This window comes from Cognatundibacterium squillarum (assembly GCF_014652435.1).
GTDB lineage: Bacteria > Pseudomonadota > Gammaproteobacteria > Burkholderiales > Burkholderiaceae_D > Undibacterium > Undibacterium squillarum.
This window is the reverse complement of the sequence record NZ_BMYU01000001.1, coordinates 133,522-156,071: the sequence shown is the minus strand read 5'-3', so window position 1 is coordinate 156,071 and position 22,550 is coordinate 133,522. Positions and strand designations below refer to the sequence as shown.

Below are 22,550 nucleotides of genomic sequence, written 5' to 3'. Positions count from 1 at the left end.
AATTCTTCACAACAAATCTATTAACATTGCTAACGGGAGAACAGGTACTAATGCATCTACACGATCAAGCACACCGCCATGTCCCGGTAACAGCTGACTACTATCCTTCATTCCGGCACGACGCTTCAGCATGGACTCAAACAAATCGCCAGTGATGCTAGTCGCAACCAGCAAAATCAGTAAAGCAACAGTCGCCCACCAACCAAACCGCGCTACCAAATGGACTGTGAAACTATCCGCAAGCACAGGAACATGCACCGATGCAGCGGCGATCAACAGCACTGCAATCCCGCCACCGATTGCGCCCTCCCAGGATTTACCCGGAGAAATTGTCGGTGCGAGTTTGCGTTTCCCGAAAGCTTTTCCCGAGAAATAGGCGCCGATATCAGCAATCCAGACCAGTGCCATAACAGATAACAGGTATACAGCAGAATGCTTAAAATAAAACATTGCGATAGCCATAAAGCATGTAAACACTGTCAGTGTGTACATAGTAGAAATCGCGCTGTATGCATAACTACCCTGCTCCGGCATGCCTTTTTTCAGCAAAGGAAGGATACGCACAACCCAGAAAGCAGCACTCATTGCAAACAGTACCTGCGGGACTTTATTCGCTGTGTCACCCATAAACGCCTGAAAATGCCAGGCTAAATATGCCATTAACAATCCCCAGCTAATACCCACCGGAAGGGCGAATCGCTTCTTAAAAAGCCGCTGAGTCTCCCAAATGGCTGCGCCAAAAAAGACAGAAATAACAACGGTAAAGAGGATCTGGTTTCCCAGAAACAAAGTCGGCAGTAGCAAAGCAAGCAATGCGAGTGCTGTGATTACACGAGGTATGAGCATGGATAAGCTGAAAAGTACAAAATAAAAACGAGCTGCAAAACAGTTCCGCTTCGTCAGGAATTGCTTCGAGCTCGTTAATGGTTCAAACAACAGCCGCGATCAGACTGTCATCACGTCTTTTTCTTTTTCGGCAAGAATCTTGTCGATTTCAGCGACAAATTTGTCCGTCAGCTTTTGTACGTCATCCTGTGCACGACGCTCATCATCTTCGGAACAGGCTTTGTCTTTCAGCAGTTTTTTCAAGCCTTCGTTTGCATCACGACGAATATTGCGGACCGCAATTTTCGCGCCTTCGCCCTCAGACTTAACCAGCTTCACCAGCTCTTTACGACGCTCTTCGGTCAGAGCCGGCGTAGGAACACGAATCATATCACCCTGAGAAGACGGGTTCAGACCCAGATCTGAATCACGAATCGCTTTTTCGATTGCGGACAGCATCTTCTTTTCCCAAGGCTGAACACCGATCGTACGTGCGTCGATCAGGGTCAGATTAGCCACCTGACCGATTGCGGTCGGGCTGCCGTAGTAATCTACCATCACGTGATCGAGAATACCTGTATGGGCACGACCAGTACGCACTTTTGCGAGGTCCGCCTTCAGGGTCTCAATCGACTTCTGCATCTTCTGTTCACTGCTTTTCTTAATATCTGCAACGGTCATACCGCCCTCCATACATCTGCCACCGCACCGCAGTGGCATTCATTACTATGAACTAACAAACATGCAATTATACGTGCACAAGTGTGCCTTCGTCTTCACCCAGAATCAGGTTTTTCAACGCACCCGGCTTCACAATGGAGAAAACTTTGATTGGCAGCTTCTGGTCGCGGCACAATGCAAATGCAGTCGCATCCATGACTTGCAAGTGACGGGAAATAGCTTCGTCAAATGAAATTGTAGAAAAGCGTGTTGCTGTCGGATCTTTTTTAGGATCCGCAGTATAAACACCATCCACTTTCATCGCTTTCAGAACAATTTCCGCACCAATTTCAGAACCGCGCAAAGCTGCAGCGGTGTCTGTCGTAAAGAATGGATTGCCTGTACCTGCTGCGAACACCACAACTTTACCTTCTTCAAGATACTGCAATGCTTTAGGGCGAACGTAAGGCTCAACGACCTGATCAATTGCGATCGCTGACATCACGCGGGCTGTAATGCCTACCTGACGCATTGCATCGGCAAGCGCCAGAGAATTCATGACAGTTGCCAGCATACCCATATAGTCTGCCGTTGCACGATCCATGCCCTGAGCACCAGGTGCTACGCCACGGAAAATATTACCGCCGCCGATAACGATAGCCAGTTCCACGCCCATGCGGGATACTTCTGCCACGTCAGCAACCATACGTTCGATAGTAGCGCGATTGATGCCAAAAGGGTCATCGCCCATCAGCGCTTCACCAGAAAGTTTTAAGAGTACACGCTTATAAGCTGGTTTCGTCATCACAGACTCCTTCTGGAAATTAGTTGATTGAAATGATTTGGAATGCTGACTGCCAGACAAACTGCAATCCGAATCATCCTGCAACGCAGGCTTACCCTTAAAAAAACGGGCCTTTGGGGCCCGTTTTTTTATTCGCCTTAGTTCGCTTGTTTTGCTGCAGCAACCTGCGCTGCAACTTCAGCTGCGAAGTCATCAACTTTCTTCTCGATGCCTTCACCAACTACAAACATTACGAAAGACTTCACGCTGGAATCAGCAGCTTTCAGCATTTGCTCAACAGTTTGCTTATCGTTTTTAACGAAAGACTGGTTCAGCAGAGAAACTTCTTTCAGGAATTTCTGAACAGAACCTTCAACCATTTTTGCAACGATATCTGCTGGCTTGCCGGATTCAGCCGCTTTCTGTTCTGCAACAGAGCGCTCTTTCTCGATCAGATCTGCAGGAACGTCTGCGCCGGAAACAGCAACTGGTTTCATCGCAGCGATGTGCATTGCCAGATCTTTACCAACCTGATCATCAGCACCATCAAATTCAACCATTACACCGATACGGGAACCGTGCAGGTAAGAAGCCAGTTTAGCAGTTGTTTCAAAACGTTTGAAACGACGGATGGACATGTTTTCACCGATTTTACCAACCAGTGCTGCACGTACTTCGTCAACAGTTTTGCCATCCAGTGGCAGTGCGTTCAGCGCTGCTACGTCTGCAGGATTGTGTTCTGCAACCAGTTTCGCGCAAGTGTTAGCCAGAGCGATGAAGTCGTCATTTTTAGTAACGAAGTCGGTTTCGCAGTTAACTTCGATCAGCGCGCCTACGTTGCCGGAGACATAAGCTGCAACAACGCCTTCTGCAGTAATACGGGAAGCTGCTTTAGAAGCTTTGCTACCCAGCTTTACACGCAGAATTTCTTCTGCACGATCCATGTTGCCTTCAGCTTCTGTCAGCGCTTTTTTACATTCCATCATCGGCGCATCAGTTTTTGCGCGCAGTTCCGCTACCATCGCTGCTGTAATTGCTGCCATGTTTTTCTCCTAATCTAGTGACACAAACCGTGCCAGAATCAAATTTTGGTTAAAAAAAGGGGCGACCTTAAGTAGCCCCGATTTTTATCCGGCTGACGCCGGACGGATTACAAAAACAATTAAGCCTGTTCTACTTCAACGAATTCTTCTGCGTCTGGTTTTACAGCTTCCAGAACTTCGTTAACTGCATTAGCACGGCCTTCCAGAATCGCATCAGCAACACCACGTGCGTACAGAGCGATTGCTTTAGAAGAGTCATCGTTACCAGGGATAACGTATGCAACACCTTCAGGAGAGTGGTTGGTATCAACAACACCAATCACAGGGATGCCCAGTTTCGCTGCTTCAGTAACAGCACCTTTGTGGTAGCCAACGTCAACAACGAAAATTGCGTCAGGAATACCGCCCATATCCTTGATACCGCCGATGGATTTTTGCAGTTTTTCCATTTCACGCTGGAACATCAGCGCTTCTTTTTTGGACATTTTTTCAACTGTACCGTCTTCCATCGCCACTTCCATATCTTTCAGGCGTTTGATAGAAGATTTCACAGTTTTGAAGTTAGTCAGCATACCACCCAACCAGCGCTGATCAACGAAAGGCATGCCTGCACGCTGAGCTTCACCGGAGATGATGTCACGGGATTGACGCTTAGTACCAACCAGCAGAACTGTGCCACGGTTAGCGGAGAGCTGACGAATGAACTTCATCGCTTCCTGATACATACCCAGAGTTTTTTCCAGGTTGATGATGTGAATCTTGTTGCGGTGACCAAAAATGAACGGTGCCATTTTCGGGTTCCAGAAACGGGTTTGGTGACCAAAGTGGACGCCTGCTTCCAGCATTTCACGCATTGTTACGGACATTTAATATCTCCAGGGTTAGGTCTTGAACCCGGTCAGTTATCCGCTGACGGACACCCTTTTTGACCAGATTCGATGATTAAACAGAAAATTTGTTTCGCGAGAATGACAATCACAATTCAAGCTAACCATCGATTCTACTACGAAAACAGAGTAATACTCAAGCATTGTAATCGCTTCGCATAGGTGGTTGGCACCGGCTCGTCTATAATGATACTTTTAAAAACCCGTACCAGCGTGGTCGGATCAATTGTTATCAGCATGGAATCAATCACCATTAAAACCGCCGAAGACATCGCAGGCATGCGCGTCGCCGGTCGTCTCGCCTCAGAAGTTCTCGATTACATCACCCCTTTCGTCAAACCCGGCATCACAACAGCCGAACTCGACAAACTGTGCCATGACTACATGGTGAATGTTCAGGGTACGGTACCTGCACCGTTAAATTACTGTCCGCCGGGCTATACGCCGTATCCGAAATCCGTCTGCACTTCGGTGAATGATGTCATTTGCCATGGCATTCCGAATGACAAAGCACTGAAAGACGGCGACGTCGTCAATATTGACGTCACTGTCATCAAAGACGGTTATCACGGCGATACCAGCCGCATGTTCCATGTTGGCAATACATCCATTCTGGCGAAACGGCTTTCTCAAATTACTTATGAATGTCTGTGGATCGGGATCGCCAAAGTGAAGCCCGGCGTACATCTTGGTGATATCGGCTTCGCCATTCAGCAACACGCTGAAAAAGCCGGATACAGCGTTGTGCGTGAATTCTGCGGTCATGGCATCGGCAAGATTTTCCACGAGGCGCCGCAAGTGATGCATTACGGCAAACCCGGCACCATGGAAAAACTGGAAGCTGGCATGATCTTCACCATTGAACCGATGATCAATGCCGGTAAGCGCGACATCAAAACCATGCCGGATGGCTGGACAGTAAAAACCAAAGACCGCAGCCTGTCGGCACAATGGGAACATACCATCGTCGTCACAGAAGATGGTTTCGAAGTACTGACGATGTCAGATGGCTACCCTGCTCTGCCGGATTTCATCACACTGAAATAAGTTACGAAAGCTACCATGGTCAACAATATTATTTTGCTCAGAGATAATCTCCGGCGCGCGCAACAGGAAGCCATTAGCGGATATACGCTGCGGTCGCGTCCGGATGCACTACTGGAAAAGCTCTGCAAAAATGTTGATCAAACTTTGCAGCAAATCTGGAAACAGAGCGAATTCCCCTCGGATATCGCTCTGATCGCCGTCGGCGGTTATGGCCGTGGTGAGCTGTTTCCGCATTCAGACGTTGACGTTCTGATTTTACTGCCAGCCAGTCCGGACAAAACCACTGCCGGCAAACTGGAAAATCTGATCCAGTCACTGTGGGATATCGGGCTCGACATCGGACACAGTGTACGGACAATCGAAGAATGCCTGAGCGAAGCAGCGACGGATATCACGATTCAGACCAGCATGCTGGAAGCGCGCTATATCTGCGGCAGCCGCAAACTGTTCCGTGATCTGCAACAGCGCTACGCCGACGCCATGAATCCGCAAAAGTTTTTCGAGGAAAAGCTTCTGGAAATGCAGCAGCGGCATGTTAAATATGAGGACACACCTTACAGTCTGGAACCGAACTGCAAAGAAAGCCCGGGCGGACTGCGGGATTTGCAAGTCATTTTATGGGTAGCAAAAGCCGCCAACCTTGGTAATTCATGGCATGAACTGGCAGTTCGTGGCCTGATCACCGATACCGAAGCCCGCCAGTTGAAGCGCAACGAACGTGCCTTTAAAGATATCCGTATCCGTCTGCATACGCACACAAAACGGCGCGAAGACCGTCTGGTATTTGATGTCCAGACACCCATTGCAGAGTCACTCGGTTTTCATACAACAGAGTCGCGTCGCGCCAGTGAATATCTGATGCAGCGCTATTACTGGGCTGCAAAATCCGTTACGCAGCTGAATCAGATTCTCTTGCAAAATATCGAGGCGGTACTGTTCCCGCGCGATACCACGCCCCGTTCGATTCATCCGCATTTCAATGAAGTGAACGGCTTAATCGACATCGTGGAAGATGATACGTTTGAACAGCATCCCGAAACGCTGCTCGAAGTCTTTCTGGTGATGGCGCAGCACAGCGAATTAAAAGGCATGACAGCGCGCACCCTGCGTGCACTCTGGCATGCCCGCGTAAAAATTGATGCAGAGTACCGCCATAATATTTTTCACCGTGCTTTATTCTTAAAACTGATTCAGTCGCCGCGTGGCATCACACATGCGTTGCGACGCATGAATCAGATGAGCATTCTGGGACGCTACCTGCCTAATTTCCGCCGGATTGTCGGACAAATGCAGCACGATCTGTTTCATGCTTATACGGTCGATCAGCATATCCTGATGGTCGTGCGGAATTTGCGCCGCTTTACGCTGGCAGAACATGCGCATGAATATCCGTTCTGCAGCCAGCTGATGGCAGATTTTGATGAGCCATGGGTTTTATATGTCGCAGCACTGTTTCACGATATCGCCAAAGGTCGCGGCGGCGACCACTCAGAGCTCGGTATGGCCGATGCACGTAAATTCTGTTACGACCACGGGCTGAACCGCAAAAATACTGAACTGGTGATTTTCCTGGTGCAAAATCATCTGACCATGTCGCAAGTTGCCCAGAAACAGGATTTATCTGATCCTGATGTGATTCAGGCATTTGCGGAACGGGTCAAAGACGAACGCCATCTGACAGCATTGTATTTACTGACAGTCTGCGATATTCGTGGCACCAGCCCGAAGGTCTGGAATGCATGGAAAGGCAAACTGCTCGAAGACTTATACAAGATGACGCTGCGCGCACTGGGCGGAGAAATGCCGACCAAAGACCGCGAACTGCGTAACCGTCAGGAAGATGCCCTGAAAGCACTGCGTCTGGCCGGATTGCCGCACGATGCCCATCAGGAATTCTGGAAGCAGCTCGATGTCGCTTACTTCCTGCGCCACGATGCAAACGACATCGCGTGGCAAACCCGTGTGCTGCACGATAAAACACGGTCTGAAACACCGGTCGTTAAATGTCGTCTGGCACCGATCGGCGAAGGCTTGCAGGTGACTGCATACCTGAAAGATCAGCCGGATTTGTTTGCACGTATCTGCAATTATTTTGACGGAAAAAATTTCAGCATTCTTGACGCCAAAATTCACACCTGCAAAAACGGCTACGCGCTGGACTCTTTCCTGATTATCGAGCCGAATTTTGCTCAGCAATACCGCGACATCATCACCTTGATTGAGCATGAATTAACCGATGCACTGATTCGTCAGGCTCCCCTGTCAGCACCGAACCCCGGCAGGCTCTCGCGTTTATCGCGTCACTTCCCGGTTACCCCGAGTGTGGATCTGCGCCCCGATGAGCGTGGTCGCTATTTCCTGTTATCGATTACTGCAAATGACAGAAACGGCTTACTGTATGCGGTCGCCAATCTGCTGGCGAAATACAAAATCAACCTGCACACCGCAAAAGTGATGACACTGGGCGAGCGTGTTGAGGACGTATTTATTATTGATGGCGCAGCATTGCAGGCACCAAAGACACAAATCCAGTTTGAAACTGAATTACTTGAAGCACTTAAAATTAATTAAACAAATATGAATGAATTAGTCCGACTCTCAAAACGCATGTCTGAACTGGGTTTAAGCTCACGCAGAGAAGCCGATGAGTGGATCGCCAAAGGCTGGGTAAAAGTAGATGGCAAGGTCGTTTCCGAACTTGGCAGCAAAGTATTGCCCAGCCAGAAAATCACGATTGAAAAACAAGCCTCGGCAGAACAATCGCGCAAAGCCACGATTCTGATTAACAAACCGGTCGGTTACGTCAGCGGACAGGCTGAAGATGGCTACCAGCCTGCAGTCGTACTGATCAAGCCGGAAAACCGCTGGGAAGAAGACAAATCACCGATGAAATTTCATCGTGATCAGTTAAAAAGCCTGGTACCGGCCGGACGCCTGGATATTGATTCCGTGGGACTGCTGGTGCTGACACAGGATGGCCGTGTCGCCAAAAAACTGATCGGTGAAACAACGGAAATCGAGAAAGAATATCTGGTTCGCGTCCGCTACACCAAAGCGGGCAAACTGCCGGACGCAGATCTGCAACGCTTAAATCACGGTCTGATGATGGACGGCAAAAAACTGTTGCCAGCAAAAGTAACGTGGCAAAACGATGATCAGCTCCGCTTCATTCTGAAAGAAGGCAGAAAGCGCCAGATTCGCCGCATGTGCGACATGGTCGGTTTGAAAGTCACTGGCCTGAAACGGGTCAGAATCGGCAATGTCCGCCTGGGCAATTTACCCGAAGGTCAATGGCGCTATCTGCGCGATGATGAGCAATTCTGACGCTCTCATTCTTGCAAATGCACATTAATGCTGCCTGAACGGATTAGGGAGTCAGTCACAGCAATCGTCCCGTACAAGGCAATTTACAAAAGCACTGTTTTTCCGGTCGGAAAGCAGTGCTTTTTATTTTGACCAGCGCAAGCATTGTGCAAAGATCGTCATCATGCACTTTCCAAGGCCCGGACTTTCTGCCGACGACAAGCGAACTGCTATGCAAAAATCCGCATTTACGGGCTTTTCTGCCTGAAATAGCACCAGTTACGGATCTGTAGAAGCACCCCCGTCCCGCAAACCCGTTTAAACATCTGGTGAAGGCAACAATTGCGACGACATCATAAGCCGACTTTGATTCCGGCTTCTCACTGCTGCCTTCTGTTGCGTAGCCAAGCAAGCGAATTGTAATTATTGATGACTGTTTCCATGCGAAACAGGCCTGCATTTTAAAAACCCTGTCTTCTACTTCTGCCATCCATTAAGAAGGGGATGATTACCGCCCTAGCGGCTTTCTCTTTTTCAAGATCGGGAGCCTATGCATCGTGCTGGTGTTTCAAGCGCCGGTCTGCCCCGTTTGTTCGTCCTTCGATGCTCCTGCAGTATTTGCCGCGTCTGTTGCCTATGACGTCGTACCGAAATCCCCTCCGCATGCCGAAATTCACGGCCCGGTGAGAACGATATTGCAACGTCGTCCAATAACCTTTTTCGATACATCTACATCAAGAACAATATGGTTTCGCTTTCCAACAAAAAAACCGAAGGTCTTCTTATCGTCCATGGTGATGAGGATTTCAAGCGGCCCAGCTGGAGCTTGGGAATTTGGCAATGGGAACACTTCAAGTCCGTCCTTCCAAACAGAATAAGTAAGGCGCAGTTCATTTAGGCGAGCCAGAACAAAGTGGTAGTCCGCCCCAAGATCGATGAGGTTCATCACCCCGATCGCTTGGGGACTACACTGTGTAACTTCACCTTTTTGCGAGTCGGACTTTCCCATAAAAACCACCCCAAGAAATAGGAAGGTAACGATCAAGCCTGCAATTAAAATATATTTAATTTTCATTTTTTGTGCTGTCTAGGAACTGGCAAAACCGTATCGTGTCCAACGGCCGTTTCCGCCGGAATGGGACGGGGCAAGCCCAGCGATTGCACGGATTGAGTAGCAAACGCATTGCTTTTTGGCTTGTTGGAATATACGGAATCTACGCATTATTAACTGCGGTTCCAAAGCTAGTCAAAGCAGCTGCAGCTTGACTAACTGTCATATCTACATTGCCCACGTATTGCTGAAAGAGCCGATCACTTGCGTCTGATCGCCGAGCAGTTTCTCCGAAGTCGACCCTAATATTTCCGTAGCCAGCTTGCTTAGTTCTATCAACAGTTCCAGTTGCATCGCCGCTAACTCTACTCATTGACGGCTCATCATGGCGCCTTGGCGATGGTCCAGCGCGAATTAAAAAGGGAGCCCTATCTGCTCCAACTACCTTAACGAACATATGGTAGCCAAAGGTTGTACTCCCTCCAGCGGTCGGTGTATAGACAAGAAACACCTGCGTCGGGTCTGAAGCAGGAGGAAGAGACCCGGTTATCGTAACGCACTGAATTCCAGGATTGCATCCACCCGCTTCAGCCTTTTGCCCTCCATTACCGTTTGCTGCGCCAGTGGTTCCACTGTTTGCCGCAACTACGTCATTTATTTGAAGATGTCGTCGTACGTATAGAACTCAAGAGTTTCGATGCCTCCTGAAATGTAACGCTATCGGGATCTGCCTTATGCAAGCATTTCTGTAGTAGTTCTAACGCATTTTTTTTATCAGCATCTTTTGTTTTTTCCAATTGAACAACTTCCCCATATTTCAACGCTACAGGACATAATTTCAAATCGTCATCAGCATTCTCAATATAGAAGCTTCTTGCTTGCTCTATATTCACAGGACCACAAGAGCCGCCAAGATAAAAATACATCGCATCAAGTGCGTTGGCACGCGAGTCTTTATTGACTGCATTGGATTGAATTTTTTCTGCGTATTGAGATGAAAACTGCTTTCCGTCACCGCATTCTGCCAATACTCGCGATACGGCCCTCATCTCGCCACGTTCAGCCGCGATGCGTACCCAGTTATTAGACGTTGCTGCGTCGCGCCCTTCAAAATACAGAGCTAAGTTGTACGCTGAACCTGCGTCGCCATTTTCAGCGCTTTGCTTATAACATTTGACGCAGTAAGGACTGTAATCGTACTCCGATTGATCTTGACATCTTTCTGTCCCAAAATAGTACCCGGCGAGGACAGCTACGATCAAAAGCAGCAATGATAAGACGATCGTTTTCTTTAGCATGATTATCTACCTGGTGGGGTTGGTGTTTGTGCAACGACAGCGCCATCCGATCCAAACGTTCGCCATGGCATCTGAGTGAAGATGTTGGGTATTGCCGTGCCAAACCACCGTTATGGTGATACGGCCTGAGCTGGCTGTAGTAGCCCACCAGCAAGAACAAGCCCGTAAGGCGTATTGCAATACGCCGAACCTTGGTATTTTATTATTTTAATATCAAAATGCAGTGTTCAGCACAGCAACCCCGCTGTCGTCGGCGGAAAGTCTCGGTTCGCGGAAAATGGAAATGACGATATTTGCACATATGTCAGAACCAACCGCCGTTTTACGTTTTTTTTGCAGCAACTCGGTCATTCCCATTCGGCGTATTGCAATGCGCCTTACGAGGCCGGGGATACGCCTTACTGCGCTTGACTACTGGCGAAGCGCAGCGGCATGCGACAAAGGAGCACGCGCCGTAATCAACTTCTGCTCTTGTTTGTTTTTGTTTTGCGCTGGCAGAATGCGAACGCAGGGTTTTGAGCATGGCGACGATGGCTTTTTATCGTGGTGTTGCTGCTCTTGCGTACCATCTGACTAACGGCGTAGCGCAGTTCCACCGAGATTTATCCCGTAAGGGCTGTGCTCTTTCGTTGCTCTTTTCTGACTGCCGACACCGTGCGGGTGCAAGCGAAGAATGAGCGCGCTTTCGTTCTCTCCATTTAGGTCGTGTTGCTCATCGAAGCCGCGAGCATCGAGAACGATTAGCGCTAGCTTGGCGCACGTCTTGCCCCGTGCGCCTGGTCAATTATTCTGCACGGATCGCAAGGCGTGTGACATGCGGTTTGATGGTCTTGGCGGTGATTGGGTTTTACCGCTTCTGAACCATTCCATACGGCGTTAGTGAGAAGAGCCTCGTTCTATATTTACCTCTTTCGCTATTTTCTCCACAAGAGATTTTTCTCCGGAGATGGTGAGTCCAATATATGTTTCCGATTCTATCGTAACCAACTCATCTCCCAATCTAACCTGTAGCACTTCGATTTCCTGAGAACCACCAACTCCCCATAATTTATCAACACCGACAGCCTGATTCTTTAGAAGAACTATCCGAAGCATTTCTCTAAGAGCATCATCAAACTCGTCACCAAGGTTAATCGTCTTCTGTTCTTTACTCATTTTTAGAACCCTAAATCTTTGCCACCAGGGCGAGAAGCAGACTCAATAATCTGTTCCCAACTTTTACCACGAGCTCGCAACCAATCAACAGATGGTCCGAGTTTATCGCCATATCTTTCAAGATTTCTTGTGTAGATTCCCTTCAGTTTATCCGCTGGCGTTAAATTTTTGTATCGTTCACCCAATTCCCGACGCAGTTGATGAACCATCCGAGCAACAGATTCTGGAGTAGCGCCCGCTGCTCTTGCATTCAAATGCGACGTCTTCAAGCGCCCGTACTTCATTCACATAGGCTCGCCTTAAAGCCGGTAGTTTTTTCGCCCCTTGTGCTAAAACATTTTCCGCAAAGACGGTCGTAGTTTGTGCAGCCGCCCTTGCTCCTTGATATTTGCCAAACGTCAGGACGGTTAATACCTGCTCACCAACCATCAAGCCTGTATGCAGAGCCGCTCCGCCATAATGACCATTTACAAAATCAGTACGAGCATCATCCCATTGAATTTCACCAGGAACGAGCGCACGAAGATAGTCCGGACTTCTTACTACTTTTCCACCTACACTGTTTGCCGCACCTGCTCCACCTGTGTTGTCTGCACTACGACTATTCGACTGCACTCCTTTCCCAAATGGATTTATTCTAAGACTCTCACGTTCGAGATCATCTTCCAGTTGTTGACAGCGCTTATCACAATTGCCGTCCTTGTCAGCATACTGTGAAGTCGAAGCCGCCATCGCCGAGCAGCCGGTAGGATCCGTGAGATTAGTCGGATTGTTCCACACATACGTGTAACGGTTGTAACTCTTACTGCTCAGCGGATCCTGTATGTATGGGTCTGCACTCATCATCCTCGCTACCAGCGGATCGTATATCCTTCCGTTCATATGCACCAGATCCAGCTGATCCAGCATCTCATGACCCGTGAAGCCTTTGTTATCCGTCACGCCGTCCAGATTGTCCGGCGTCGGCGTACCGTTCACCGGCGCACCATTCAGCGTACGTCGCTTGCCCCAGCTGTCCGTGATCCCAATAACGCTGTCCAGCCGGTCTGTGTGTGTCCAGTTCAGTTCTGTTCCGCCTGCCACACGATCAATTTCTACCCCCAGATTCGCTGGCCAGTAAGTTTTGACCGTCACGTTATTGCCCTGAACTTCGACTTACTGTCCGTTGGCATCGCAAATCGTTTTGCCATCCGAGCGGTTCTGACAGGTACTGGTCTGCGAACCTTACTACGCCGTTTCGCACGCATAAAAAATGCGCTGTTTCCATAATGGAAAACAGCGCATTTCAGAATTAAACCGGCCCGGCGATCAGCCAGGCTACATCAGGGGCAAGCCAGATTACAGCTTCACAGAGCGCAAGTACTCAGCGAACTCTTCGCTGGTTTCTTTATGCTTCAGACCCAGTGCCACACTGGCTTTCAGGTAGCCCAGCTTGGAACCGCAATCGTAACGCGTTGCCGCTGCACGGTAGGCGTAGACCGGGAAATCCTGCAGCATTGCGGCAATTCCGTCAGTCAGCTGAATTTCGCCACCGGAACCTTTACCGAGATTTTCCAGATAGGAGAAAATACGACCTGACAGAATGTAACGTCCGACAACTGCCAGCGTAGATGGCGCATCTTCCGGTTTCGGTTTCTCAATAATGCCGCGCACTTTTTCCAGTCGATCCTGATATGGTGCACCGCTGACAATACCGTACTGCTTGGTGAATTCACGCGGGACATCCTGCACCGCTACGATGCTGCCGCCTTCACGTTCGTAGACATCTGCCATTTGCGCAATCACCGATTTATAGCCAGTGTCTGCATCCATCAGATCATCCGCCAACAATACTGCAAACGGATCATCACCAATCACCGGACGGGCGCACAGCACCGCATGCCCCAGACCCAGCGCCGCTGGCTGACGAATATAAATACAGTTAACATTTTTAGGAATCACGTTCCTGACCATGTCCAGCAGTGCTTCTTTGCCTGCCGCTTCAAGTTCGCTTTCTAACTCATAAGCTTTATCGAAGTGATCTTCAATCGCACGTTTATTGCGCCCGGTAATGAATACCATTTCCGTGATACCAGCTTCTACCGCTTCTTCTACGGCATACTGAATCAATGGCTTATCAACGATAGGTAACATTTCCTTCGGTTGCGCTTTGGTCGCCGGTAAAAAGCGGCTGCCTAAGCCAGCAACAGGAAATACAGCTTTTCTAATTTTTCTCATTTCAATTCCTTGAGCATAAATTCAACAATCCAACTTCATCCAAAATATTGACAGCTAATTCTTTCGCCTTCGTTAATTTACTACCCGCATCCTCACCTGCAACCAGGTAATGCGTCTTCTTTGATACAGATCCCGAAACTTTTCCACCTTTTGACTCAATCAGTTCTTTCGCCTGATCGCGCCCCATCGTCGGCAGGGTTCCAGTCAGCACAAAAGTCAGCCCTGCCAGCGGCAAATCTGCCGCGCTGCGTTCAGCCTGTGCCGGCAACTGTATCCCTGCCGCAATCAATTGGCTGACCATTTCACAGTTCAGCGTATCCGCAAAATATTCGCGAACGGATTTTGCAACGACCGGACCGACATCATTCACCTGCAGCAACGCTTCTTCAGTGGCAGCCATCAGGGAATCAATATTGCCAAATGATTGCGCAAGATCTTTTGCGGTGGATTCACCAACGTGACGGATACCAAGCGAGTAAATGAAACGTGCGAATGTCGTTTGCTTTGATTGCTCCAGCGCCGTCAGGATATTGCCAGCCGACTTTTCTGCCATACGATCCAGCGCTACCAGAGAACTCAGACCCAGCTTGTACAAATCTGCCGGCGTGGTAATGATTTGTTTTTCAACCAGCTGTTCGATCAGTTGTTCGCCCAGTCCCTCAACATTCATTGCTTTGCGGGACACGAAATGGTTCAGCGCACCTTTGCGTTGCGCCTTACATTTGATCGCACCACCGCTACAACGCGCCACCGCTTCACCCTCAGGCTTCGAAATCGCAGAACCGCAAACGGGACAGGATTGCGGCATCACGAATACCTGCGCATCTGCCGGTCTGCGCTCTGCGACGCTGCCGACCACTTCGGGAATCACATCACCGGCGCGGCGCACAATCACCGTATCACCGATCCGGACATCTTTGCGTTGCACTTCTTCTTCATTGTGCAGCGTTGCATTGGTCACGGTGACACCGCCGACAAATACAGGCTCCAGTCGGGCAACCGGCGTTATCGCGCCGGTCCGGCCGACCTGTACGTCAATTGCAAGAACTTTGGTTAAGGCTTCCTGTGCCGGAAATTTGTGTGCAATCGCAAAGCGCGGCGCACGCGAAACAAAACCCAGCTGATCCTGAAATGCGAAGCGATCAACTTTATAAACGATGCCGTCAATTTCATAAGGCAATGCATCGCGTTTCGCTGCAACGGACTCATAGCGGGCCAGCAAGCCTTCAGCACCGGAGACCAGTGCCCCTTCATCGCAAACAGGCAAACCAAGTGATTTAAACCAGGACATCAGGGCCTGATGCCCTTCCGGTTTTTCTGCACCTTCCAGCACGCCCAGACCATACGCAAAAAAACGTAAATTTCGCTGAGCAGCAATTTTAGGATCCAGCTGACGTAAGCTGCCTGCAGCAGCATTGCGCGGATTGGCAAATTCTTTCGCACCAAGATCACGCTGGCGCTGGTTCAGCTTCTGAAAATCCGCTTTATACATCAGGACTTCGCCACGTACATCCAGCACTGCAGGCGGCGTGTTCGTACGCAAACGCAACGGAATACAGCGTATCGTCCGGATATTTTCCGTGACATCTTCACCGGTATAACCATCACCGCGCGTCGCAGCCTGCGTCAGGACTCCGTTGATATAACGAAGATTCATCGCAAGACCGTCGAACTTCAGATCAACGGAATACTGTACATCGTGGCTTAGCTCCAGACCTTCGCGAATCCGCTGATCAAATGCCTGAACTTCTTCAGCCTCAAACGCATTATTCAGCGACAACATCGGAATACCGTGCTCTACCTGAGAGAATTCCGGCAAAGGCGCACCACCAACACGATGCGTCGGCGAATCGGCTGTTTTCAGATCCGGAAACTGCTGTTCAATGTCCTGCAACTCACGGAACAACCGGTCGTATTCACTATCCGGCACCAAAGGTGCGTCCAGCACATAATAGGCATGCCCGTAACGATGCAATAAGCCGCGCAATTCTTCTGCGCGGACTTTTACAGCATCTTCCTGCACTGCTGCATTACTAAACAAATCTTCTTGCATAAAAAATCAGCTGAACAGACGCAAGGCACGCGGCGAACCGGCTGGAATCTGCGCTTCTTCCATCGCTGCGTAAAATTCCTGCACCTGCTGTGCGATTTCTTCCAGTGATGTGTCAGGAATGCGGTGATGACCATCATCAACCACCACGCCGTTCAGGCGGGCAGCCAGCGATTTTGCGCATGCCGTCATTGCACCGAATGCATCGCGTGCCGGTGTAACGCACGGCACATCCAGCAACAGCGTCAGTTTCACAGTCTGTGTATCACTGACCTCAGTATTCAGCGACAAGGTAAACAAAGAGCCACCATCGCCGTCAGGCATCATCAGTCGACCATCAGGACGCTGGTCGAAACCCATTTTTTCCAGCGCTGCAAGTAAGGTATGCAATGCCCATGGCGCGCCAGTTGTGATCACATTCACGCTGAGCTGCGCATCGTGTTCGGCCACAAACTGTTGCAACTCTCTGGCGTTGTTAATCACGCGACTCATATCCGGCACATCAGGATGTGCGCCAAGATTGTCAGCTGCTGCACGCAGCTTCATCACGAACTCTGAATATTCCAGTTCATTCAACGGGCCGCTGCGGCTGACCGTACGAATACCTGCCAGTACGGTGGTGTAAGCATGCGCAACAGAAATCAGATCTTTATCACCGTCAGCCGTAATACCGATAAAGTGAACCGGCTTTTTGCCAACGTAACGTAAATCATGCAATTCCTGCAGAATTTTTTCACCTTTAACGGGATGATCGAATTCCAGCGGCACAACACAGTCGATTAATTCATCAACCGGCAAATCCTTCTTCACTGCGGGCTGAACGGCGGGAGCGGCAATTTCCTCCGCATCACCATTACCGTCTTCTGGGATGTCTGAATCGCCGTCTGTAGCTACTGGCGCACTCACTTCCGAGGCAGATACAGCTTCTGCCTTTTTTTGCCGGGTCGGTTGCTGATCCGCGGGTTCATCCAAAGACGGCTCCTGCCTTACCTCTGTCTGATCTGACTTGAGCAAAACATCATCATCGCCATCACCAAATGCTGTATCAACAGTCTTTCTGGCTTTATATTCCTGCCAGCGGTTATAGGCGAACAAACCTACAACCAGTGTGCCACCGATACCAAATAAACTTAACTGTAAGTCAGTCATGCTGCTTGAACCTCTGTCGCAAAATTCGCGGCGGCTTCCATGTCCACCGCCACAATACGGGAAACCCCCTGCTCTTGCATGGTCACGCCGATCAGTTGCTGCGCCATTTCCATTGCAATCTTATTGTGGGAGATAAATAAAAACTGAGTATTTGACGACATGCGCTGCACCATACGGCAGAAGCGCTCCGTGTTTGCATCATCCAACGGTGCATCCACCTCATCCAGCAAGCAGAAAGGTGCGGGATTCAGCTGGAACATCGCAAATACCAGTGCGGTTGCTGTCAGCGCTTTTTCACCACCTGACAACAAATGAATCGTTGCATTTTTCTTACCCGGAGGCTGTGCCATCACTTGCACACCGGCATCCAGAATTTCATCACCGGTCATGGTCAGTTTTGCCTGACCACCACCAAATAAAGTCGGGAACAATTCGCCGAATTGCTGGTTCACTTTATCAAAGGTCGCCTGCAACAATTCGCGCGTTTCCATATCAATTTTCTGAATCGCATCCTGTAGCGTCGTAATCGCCGCAGTCAGATCCGCATGCTGCGCATCGAGGAAAGTCTTACGTTCTTTTGCCTGTGCCAGTTCATCCAGCGCGGCCAGATTGACTGCGCCAAGTGCTGCAATCGCATTGCCCAGACGAGTCACTTCGCCTTGCAGGTAAGAAGGTTTCAGATCAGCATGCAGTTTTTCAACGAGTTGCGACTCATCCACCTGGAAATTACGCAGCTGCTCGTCATATTGTTCCTGCGAGAGACGCGCTGCCTGCTCTTTCAGCTGCAATTCCATAATCCGGTCACGCTGAGGCTGCAGGTTACGCTCAATCTGATTTTTTGAATCTTCACAATGGCGCAAAGAAAGCGAAATCTGATCGAGTTCGTGACGTGCATTGGCCAGCGCTTTTTCCTGTTCGGTACGGCGATCGAGCAAATCCTGCAATCCATCCTGCGCCGTTTCGTCCGTCATGGTTTCCAGTTCCAGCTGTCCTTGTTCAACACTGTGGAACAATTGCTCTGCCTGCTCTTCCGCTGTCTGAATATTACGACGGATTTCTTCCATCCGTGCGCGGTGCGATTTTTCCGCAAACGCCGCTTCCTGCGCAGACAATTCCAGCTCACGCAATTGCTGTCTCGCCTGATTCAAACGTGCCTCGCGCTCCAGATACGTCGTCTGCCCTGCTTCGTGCGCTTCCTGCAATTCAGCCAGTTCGATATCAAGCATTTCAAAGCGCTGTTCCGATTCAGCCAGCGCCTGTTGCTGCTCTGCTTCCTGCGCTGCAATCTCGCTGAGATCTGTTCCGATTTGCTGACTGCGCTGGTTATAGCGTTCCTGCACCTCTGCCAGCTTCATCGTTTCAATTTGCAACTGATGACAAGCCTGCGTCAGCGAAGATGTTTTTTGCCTTAACTCCTGCAGTTGCTGATTCAGTTGCGTACATGCAGCATCCAGCCGTACCGCTGCTGCACGCGTTTCCTCAGCCAGCATTTGCTTTGCACGCAGCTGCTTACCCAGATTGTCGATTTCCTGCTGACGCCCCAGCATTCCTTCCTGCTCGGAATCCGCTGCATAAAAGCGCACGCCGGAACGGGTGATCATATGACCCTGCCGGGTAATCAGCATCGCCCCCGGTGGTAACTGTGTACGGTCAACAAATGCCGTATGTAAATCTTCCGCAATAAAGACATTGTGCAGCCAGTCCTGCAACAAGCTGCGGACACCTGCTTCATTGACTTGCAGCAAAGATAAAAACGGTTTAAATCCCCCAACTGACTGTGTTTGTTCGGAGAAGATCTGCGGGCTGTAAATGGCCAGCTTTGCTGGCGGAGCATCCTGAAAAAATGCTTTTGCCCAGTCCAGATTGGACATTTCCAGTGCGGATGTACGTTCACGCAGCACGGATTCCAGCGCAGATTCCCAACCAGATTCAATCTGAATTTTCTGCCAGAGCTTAGGCAAACCGGATAACTCGTGTTTTGCCAACCAGGGCTGCACCTTACCCTGAGACGCGACCTTTTCCTGCAGTTGCTTCAGCGTCTGCAAACGCGCTTCCAGCTGTGCAAGCTCCGCGGTATCTTTACTGACTTGCTCTTGTGCCTGACGGCGCTGCACTTCCATCTCCGGCAGTTTTGCTGCAGCGTCTTCAGACTGAAATTGCAGCTCTTCAAGAATTTGCTTTTTCTCTTCCAGCTGAAAATTCAGGTTATCCAGATGTGCCGAATCCGGCTTACTCAGTCCGTGTTTTTCCTGTTGCAAGCGCTCTTTACGCGCAGCAAGGCTGTTCAGAATCTGATTCGCATTGCGTTGCTGAGCGGATTCCAGCTCAATCTGCTGTTGCAATTGCATAATCCGCGCGCGTGACTCTGTCGATTGTGACTGCGCATCACGCCAGGCTTTTTCAAGGTCCGGGATTTCATCCTGATGTTGCTGCGTCATTTCTGCGGCCTGTTCGGTCCGCATTGCCAGCTCTTCCACTTCAGCTTCTGCATCACGCAGTGCATCCTGCAAATCACGTTGCTGGCTCAGCCATTGTTCACGCTGCGCTTTTAAGGTCTGAATCTGATTTTGCAAACGGGTACGGGATTCGATCACAAACCGGATCTGTGCCTCAAGACTACCGATTTCCGCATTGGTCTGATACAAATGTCCTTGGGCCTGATGCATACGATCGCCGACCGCATAATGGGTCTGGCGCATTTGCTCCAGTTCCAGCTCGATGTGGCGCAGCTGTGCAGTTTGCGCCTCCAGTTCCAGCTGGGTTTTCTCGATTTCAGCGAAATGTTTTTTCTGTTCAGCTGCAGCCTCATTACGGCGCAGCAGCCACAATAATTTTTGTTTTTCTTCCTGATCTGCCATCAGCTCGTGGTACTTGGTAGCGACCACAGCCTGCGCTTCCAGCTTCTCAAGATTATTGTTCAGTTCACGCAGAATATCTTCGACACGCACCAGATTTTCTGTGGTGTCATGAATACGGTTTTCAGTTTCACGGCGACGTTCTTTATAGCGTGACACGCCGGCAGCTTCTTCCAGGAAAATACGTAACTCTTCCGGACGTGCTTCAATAATGCGCGAAATCATGCCCTGACCAATAATCGCGTAAGCACGCGGACCAAGACCTGTACCAAGGAAAATATCCTGAATATCGCGGCGGCGAACTGCCTGACCGTTAATAAAGTAACTCGAAGTGCCGTCACGTGTCAGCGTACGTTTCACGGCAATCTCTGCGTACTGGCCCCATTGCCCGGCAGCCTTACCGAGGCTGTTATCAAATACCAGTTCGACGGACGCGCGACCGGCAGGTTTGCGGTGCGTGGATCCGTTAAAAATAACGTCCTGCATGGATTCACCACGCAGTTCGGAAGCTTTTGACTCACCCAGCACCCAGCGAACAGCATCGATGATATTGGATTTGCCGCAGCCGTTCGGCCCGACCACCCCCACCAGCTGTCCGGGAACTTGAAAATGTGTGGGATCGACAAACGATTTAAATCCCGACAATTTAATTGAGGTTAATCGCACTTAGTACTTTATTATCGTTAGAGGTTACATCCAGCGCTGATTGACGCCATCTCCGGCAATGTTGCTGACAGTCACCGGTCAGGGTCGCATCATACCATTCAGAACGCAGCTTGTTGATCCGGAACGCTTAGAATTTCACCAACATTCAGGATTTTTGCCGGTTTTTCACGCATTTATTCTCCGAATTACGCGACAACCCCAGTCTACGCAGAATGAGGCAAAGGATATAATATGTCCGCTCCTGAGTAAAACCTGTCTTTCGGACACATTGCTCCGACCGGCGGAAACTATACGGCTTCAATGTTACAGCGCCTTTGAACGCGCATGCCCATATGACTTTTCACCCATATCTGTCCAAATTACAGCCCTATCCGTTTGAAAAACTGAAACGATTGTTTGCCGGTGTCACGCCGAATCCTGCATATACCCCGATCAGCCTGGGCATTGGTGAGCCGCGTCACCCTGCTCCGCAACTGATTAAAGATGCGCTGTGCAACAGCCTGCAGACCTTATCCGCCTATCCTCTGACAGCAGGATCGGAAGCGTTGCGCAAAAGTATCGCCGGCTGGATGGCAAACCGCTACAGCATACCTGCACCTGATTTCGCGACAGAAATCCTGCCGGTCAACGGCTCACGCGAAGCACTGTTTTCGCTGGCGCAGACAATTATCAATCCGCAAGTTGCTGAAAACGGTCCACCACTGGTGATGTGTCCGAACCCGTTTTACCAGATTTACGAAGGTGCAGCGTATTTATCCGGTGCGGAGCCGTACTTTGTGAATGCTGATCCGGCCCGCAACTATGCGCCGGATTACAGTCAGGTTCCGGAATCCGTCTGGCAGCGCGTGCAATTGCTGTTTGTTTGCTCTCCCGGCAATCCGACCGGTGCAGTACTGACACTGAAAGACTGGGAAGAATTATTTGCACTGTCTGATCGCTACGGCTTTGTGATTGCATCAGACGAATGCTATTCCGAAATTTACTTTAAAGACGAAGCGCCGCTAGGTGGCTTGCAGGCAGCACGCTTGCTGGGCCGCGATTACAGCCGGCTGATTATGCTGTCCAGCCTGTCCAAACGCTCCAATGTTCCCGGATTACGTTCGGGTTTTGTTGCCGGTGATGCAGAGATTATTCGCCAGTTCCTGTTGTATCGTACATACCACGGCAGCGCGATGAATCCTATGGTGCAGGCCGCTTCTGTTGTGGCCTGGCAGGACGAACAGCACGTACTGGAAAACCGCGCGCAGTATCGCAGTAAATTCGAAAAAATCACGCCACTGCTGGCCGAAGTGCTGGATGTTCAGCTACCGGATGCTGCATTTTATTTATGGGCGAAAGTCAATCATCTGGGCGGCATTTCTGACACAGAATTTGCACGTGCCCTATACGAACGCTATCACGTCACTGTTTTGCCGGGCAGCTATCTTGCCCGCGATGCCCACGGCATTAACCCGGGCGCCAACCGTATCCGGATGGCACTGGTGGCCGAAGTGGAGGAATGTCTCGAAGCGGCACAACGCATCGTCGCATTCTGTAAAGAACTGCAATCCTGAAGACAGG

19 protein-coding genes are annotated in these 22,550 nt (G+C 49.9%); 4 read left to right on the top strand and 15 right to left on the bottom strand.

All coding sequences use genetic code 11. The features are described from left to right. Window positions 1-6 precede the first annotated feature (6 nt). From IE092_RS00680 to rpsB, 5 genes are all read right to left on the bottom strand, one after another. Window positions 7-936: a phosphatidate cytidylyltransferase gene (locus tag IE092_RS00680; protein WP_308427091.1), complete on the bottom strand. Its 930-nt coding sequence runs from the start codon at window positions 934-936 to the stop codon at window positions 7-9. A gap of 9 nt (window positions 937-945) precedes the next feature. Continuing rightward, window positions 946-1,506, bottom strand: coding sequence for a ribosome recycling factor (gene frr / locus IE092_RS00675; RefSeq protein ID WP_189355092.1), 561 nt, complete (start codon window positions 1,504-1,506; stop codon window positions 946-948). 67 nt (window positions 1,507-1,573) lie between these two features. Then, window positions 1,574-2,290: a UMP kinase gene (gene pyrH / locus IE092_RS00670; protein ID WP_189355091.1), complete on the bottom strand. Its 717-nt coding sequence runs from the start codon at window positions 2,288-2,290 to the stop codon at window positions 1,574-1,576. Between the two features lie 137 nt (window positions 2,291-2,427). Further along, window positions 2,428-3,312: a translation elongation factor Ts gene (gene tsf / locus IE092_RS00665; RefSeq protein ID WP_189355090.1), complete on the bottom strand. Its 885-nt coding sequence runs from the start codon at window positions 3,310-3,312 to the stop codon at window positions 2,428-2,430. 119 nt (window positions 3,313-3,431) lie between these two features. Next, the gene (gene rpsB / locus IE092_RS00660) at window positions 3,432-4,178 is read right to left on the bottom strand and encodes a 30S ribosomal protein S2 (protein ID WP_189355089.1); all 747 of its coding nucleotides are present in this window, start codon (window positions 4,176-4,178) and stop codon (window positions 3,432-3,434) included. A gap of 258 nt (window positions 4,179-4,436) precedes the next feature. Here rpsB and map point away from each other — a divergent pair, with 258 nt between their 5' ends. The 3 genes from map to IE092_RS00645 are packed head-to-tail and all read left to right on the top strand — an operon-like array spanning window position 4,437 to window position 8,570. Then, on the top strand, window positions 4,437-5,246 hold the full coding sequence (map, locus tag IE092_RS00655) for a type I methionyl aminopeptidase (RefSeq protein WP_189355737.1): 810 nt from the start codon (window positions 4,437-4,439) through the stop codon (window positions 5,244-5,246). A 15-nt stretch (window positions 5,247-5,261) separates the two neighbouring features. Further along, entirely contained in the window at window positions 5,262-7,817 is a 2,556-nt protein-coding gene (locus IE092_RS00650; protein ID WP_189355088.1) for a [protein-PII] uridylyltransferase, read from the top strand. A gap of 6 nt (window positions 7,818-7,823) precedes the next feature. Next, a complete protein-coding gene (locus IE092_RS00645) occupies window positions 7,824-8,570 on the top strand; it encodes a pseudouridine synthase (protein ID WP_189355087.1) in 747 nt (248 codons plus the stop codon). Between the two features lie 55 nt (window positions 8,571-8,625). Here IE092_RS00645 and IE092_RS00640 read toward each other — a convergent pair whose 3' ends face one another. The 10 genes from IE092_RS00640 to smc all read right to left on the bottom strand — a co-directional run bounded on the left by IE092_RS00640 (window position 8,626) and on the right by smc (window position 20,990). Beyond that, window positions 8,626-9,039 carry a hypothetical protein gene (locus IE092_RS00640; protein WP_189355086.1) on the bottom strand — a complete coding sequence of 138 codons (414 nt, stop codon included), beginning with the start codon at window positions 9,037-9,039 and terminating at the stop codon, window positions 8,626-8,628. A 183-nt stretch (window positions 9,040-9,222) separates the two neighbouring features. Then, entirely contained in the window at window positions 9,223-9,624 is a 402-nt protein-coding gene (locus tag IE092_RS00635; protein ID WP_189355085.1) for a hypothetical protein, read from the bottom strand. A gap of 626 nt (window positions 9,625-10,250) precedes the next feature. Continuing rightward, window positions 10,251-10,898, bottom strand: a complete 648-nt coding sequence (locus IE092_RS00630; protein ID WP_189355084.1) for an SEL1-like repeat protein — start codon at window positions 10,896-10,898, stop codon at window positions 10,251-10,253. A 213-nt stretch (window positions 10,899-11,111) separates the two neighbouring features. Continuing rightward, window positions 11,112-11,249 carry a hypothetical protein gene (locus IE092_RS00625; protein ID WP_189355083.1) on the bottom strand — a complete coding sequence of 46 codons (138 nt, stop codon included), beginning with the start codon at window positions 11,247-11,249 and terminating at the stop codon, window positions 11,112-11,114. 525 nt (window positions 11,250-11,774) lie between these two features. Beyond that, window positions 11,775-12,053, bottom strand: coding sequence for a hypothetical protein (locus IE092_RS00620; protein ID WP_189355082.1), 279 nt, complete (start codon window positions 12,051-12,053; stop codon window positions 11,775-11,777). A gap of 177 nt (window positions 12,054-12,230) precedes the next feature. Further along, window positions 12,231-13,187, bottom strand: coding sequence for an RHS repeat domain-containing protein (locus tag IE092_RS18665; RefSeq protein WP_229792957.1), 957 nt, complete (start codon window positions 13,185-13,187; stop codon window positions 12,231-12,233). A gap of 204 nt (window positions 13,188-13,391) precedes the next feature. Then, complete coding sequence (gene galU, locus IE092_RS00610; protein WP_189355081.1) at window positions 13,392-14,270, bottom strand: UTP--glucose-1-phosphate uridylyltransferase GalU; 879 nt, start codon at window positions 14,268-14,270, stop codon at window positions 13,392-13,394. Window position 14,271: 1 nt separating this feature from the next. Then, window positions 14,272-16,323 (bottom strand): NAD-dependent DNA ligase LigA, encoded by a 2,052-nt coding sequence (gene ligA / locus IE092_RS00605; RefSeq protein ID WP_189355080.1) that lies wholly within the window; start codon window positions 16,321-16,323, stop codon window positions 14,272-14,274. A 6-nt stretch (window positions 16,324-16,329) separates the two neighbouring features. Then, a complete protein-coding gene (locus tag IE092_RS00600; RefSeq protein WP_189355079.1) occupies window positions 16,330-17,469 on the bottom strand; it encodes a cell division protein ZipA C-terminal FtsZ-binding domain-containing protein in 1,140 nt (379 codons plus the stop codon). Further along, the gene (gene smc / locus IE092_RS00595; protein WP_189355078.1) at window positions 17,466-20,990 is read right to left on the bottom strand and encodes a chromosome segregation protein SMC; all 3,525 of its coding nucleotides are present in this window, start codon (window positions 20,988-20,990) and stop codon (window positions 17,466-17,468) included. Before smc ends, IE092_RS00600 begins: the two co-directional genes overlap by 4 nt. 332 nt (window positions 20,991-21,322) lie before the next feature. Here smc and dapC point away from each other — a divergent pair, with 332 nt between their 5' ends. Then, a complete protein-coding gene (dapC, locus tag IE092_RS00590) occupies window positions 21,323-22,543 on the top strand; it encodes a succinyldiaminopimelate transaminase (protein ID WP_189355077.1) in 1,221 nt (406 codons plus the stop codon). The last annotated feature ends 7 nt before the right edge of the window (window positions 22,544-22,550 follow it).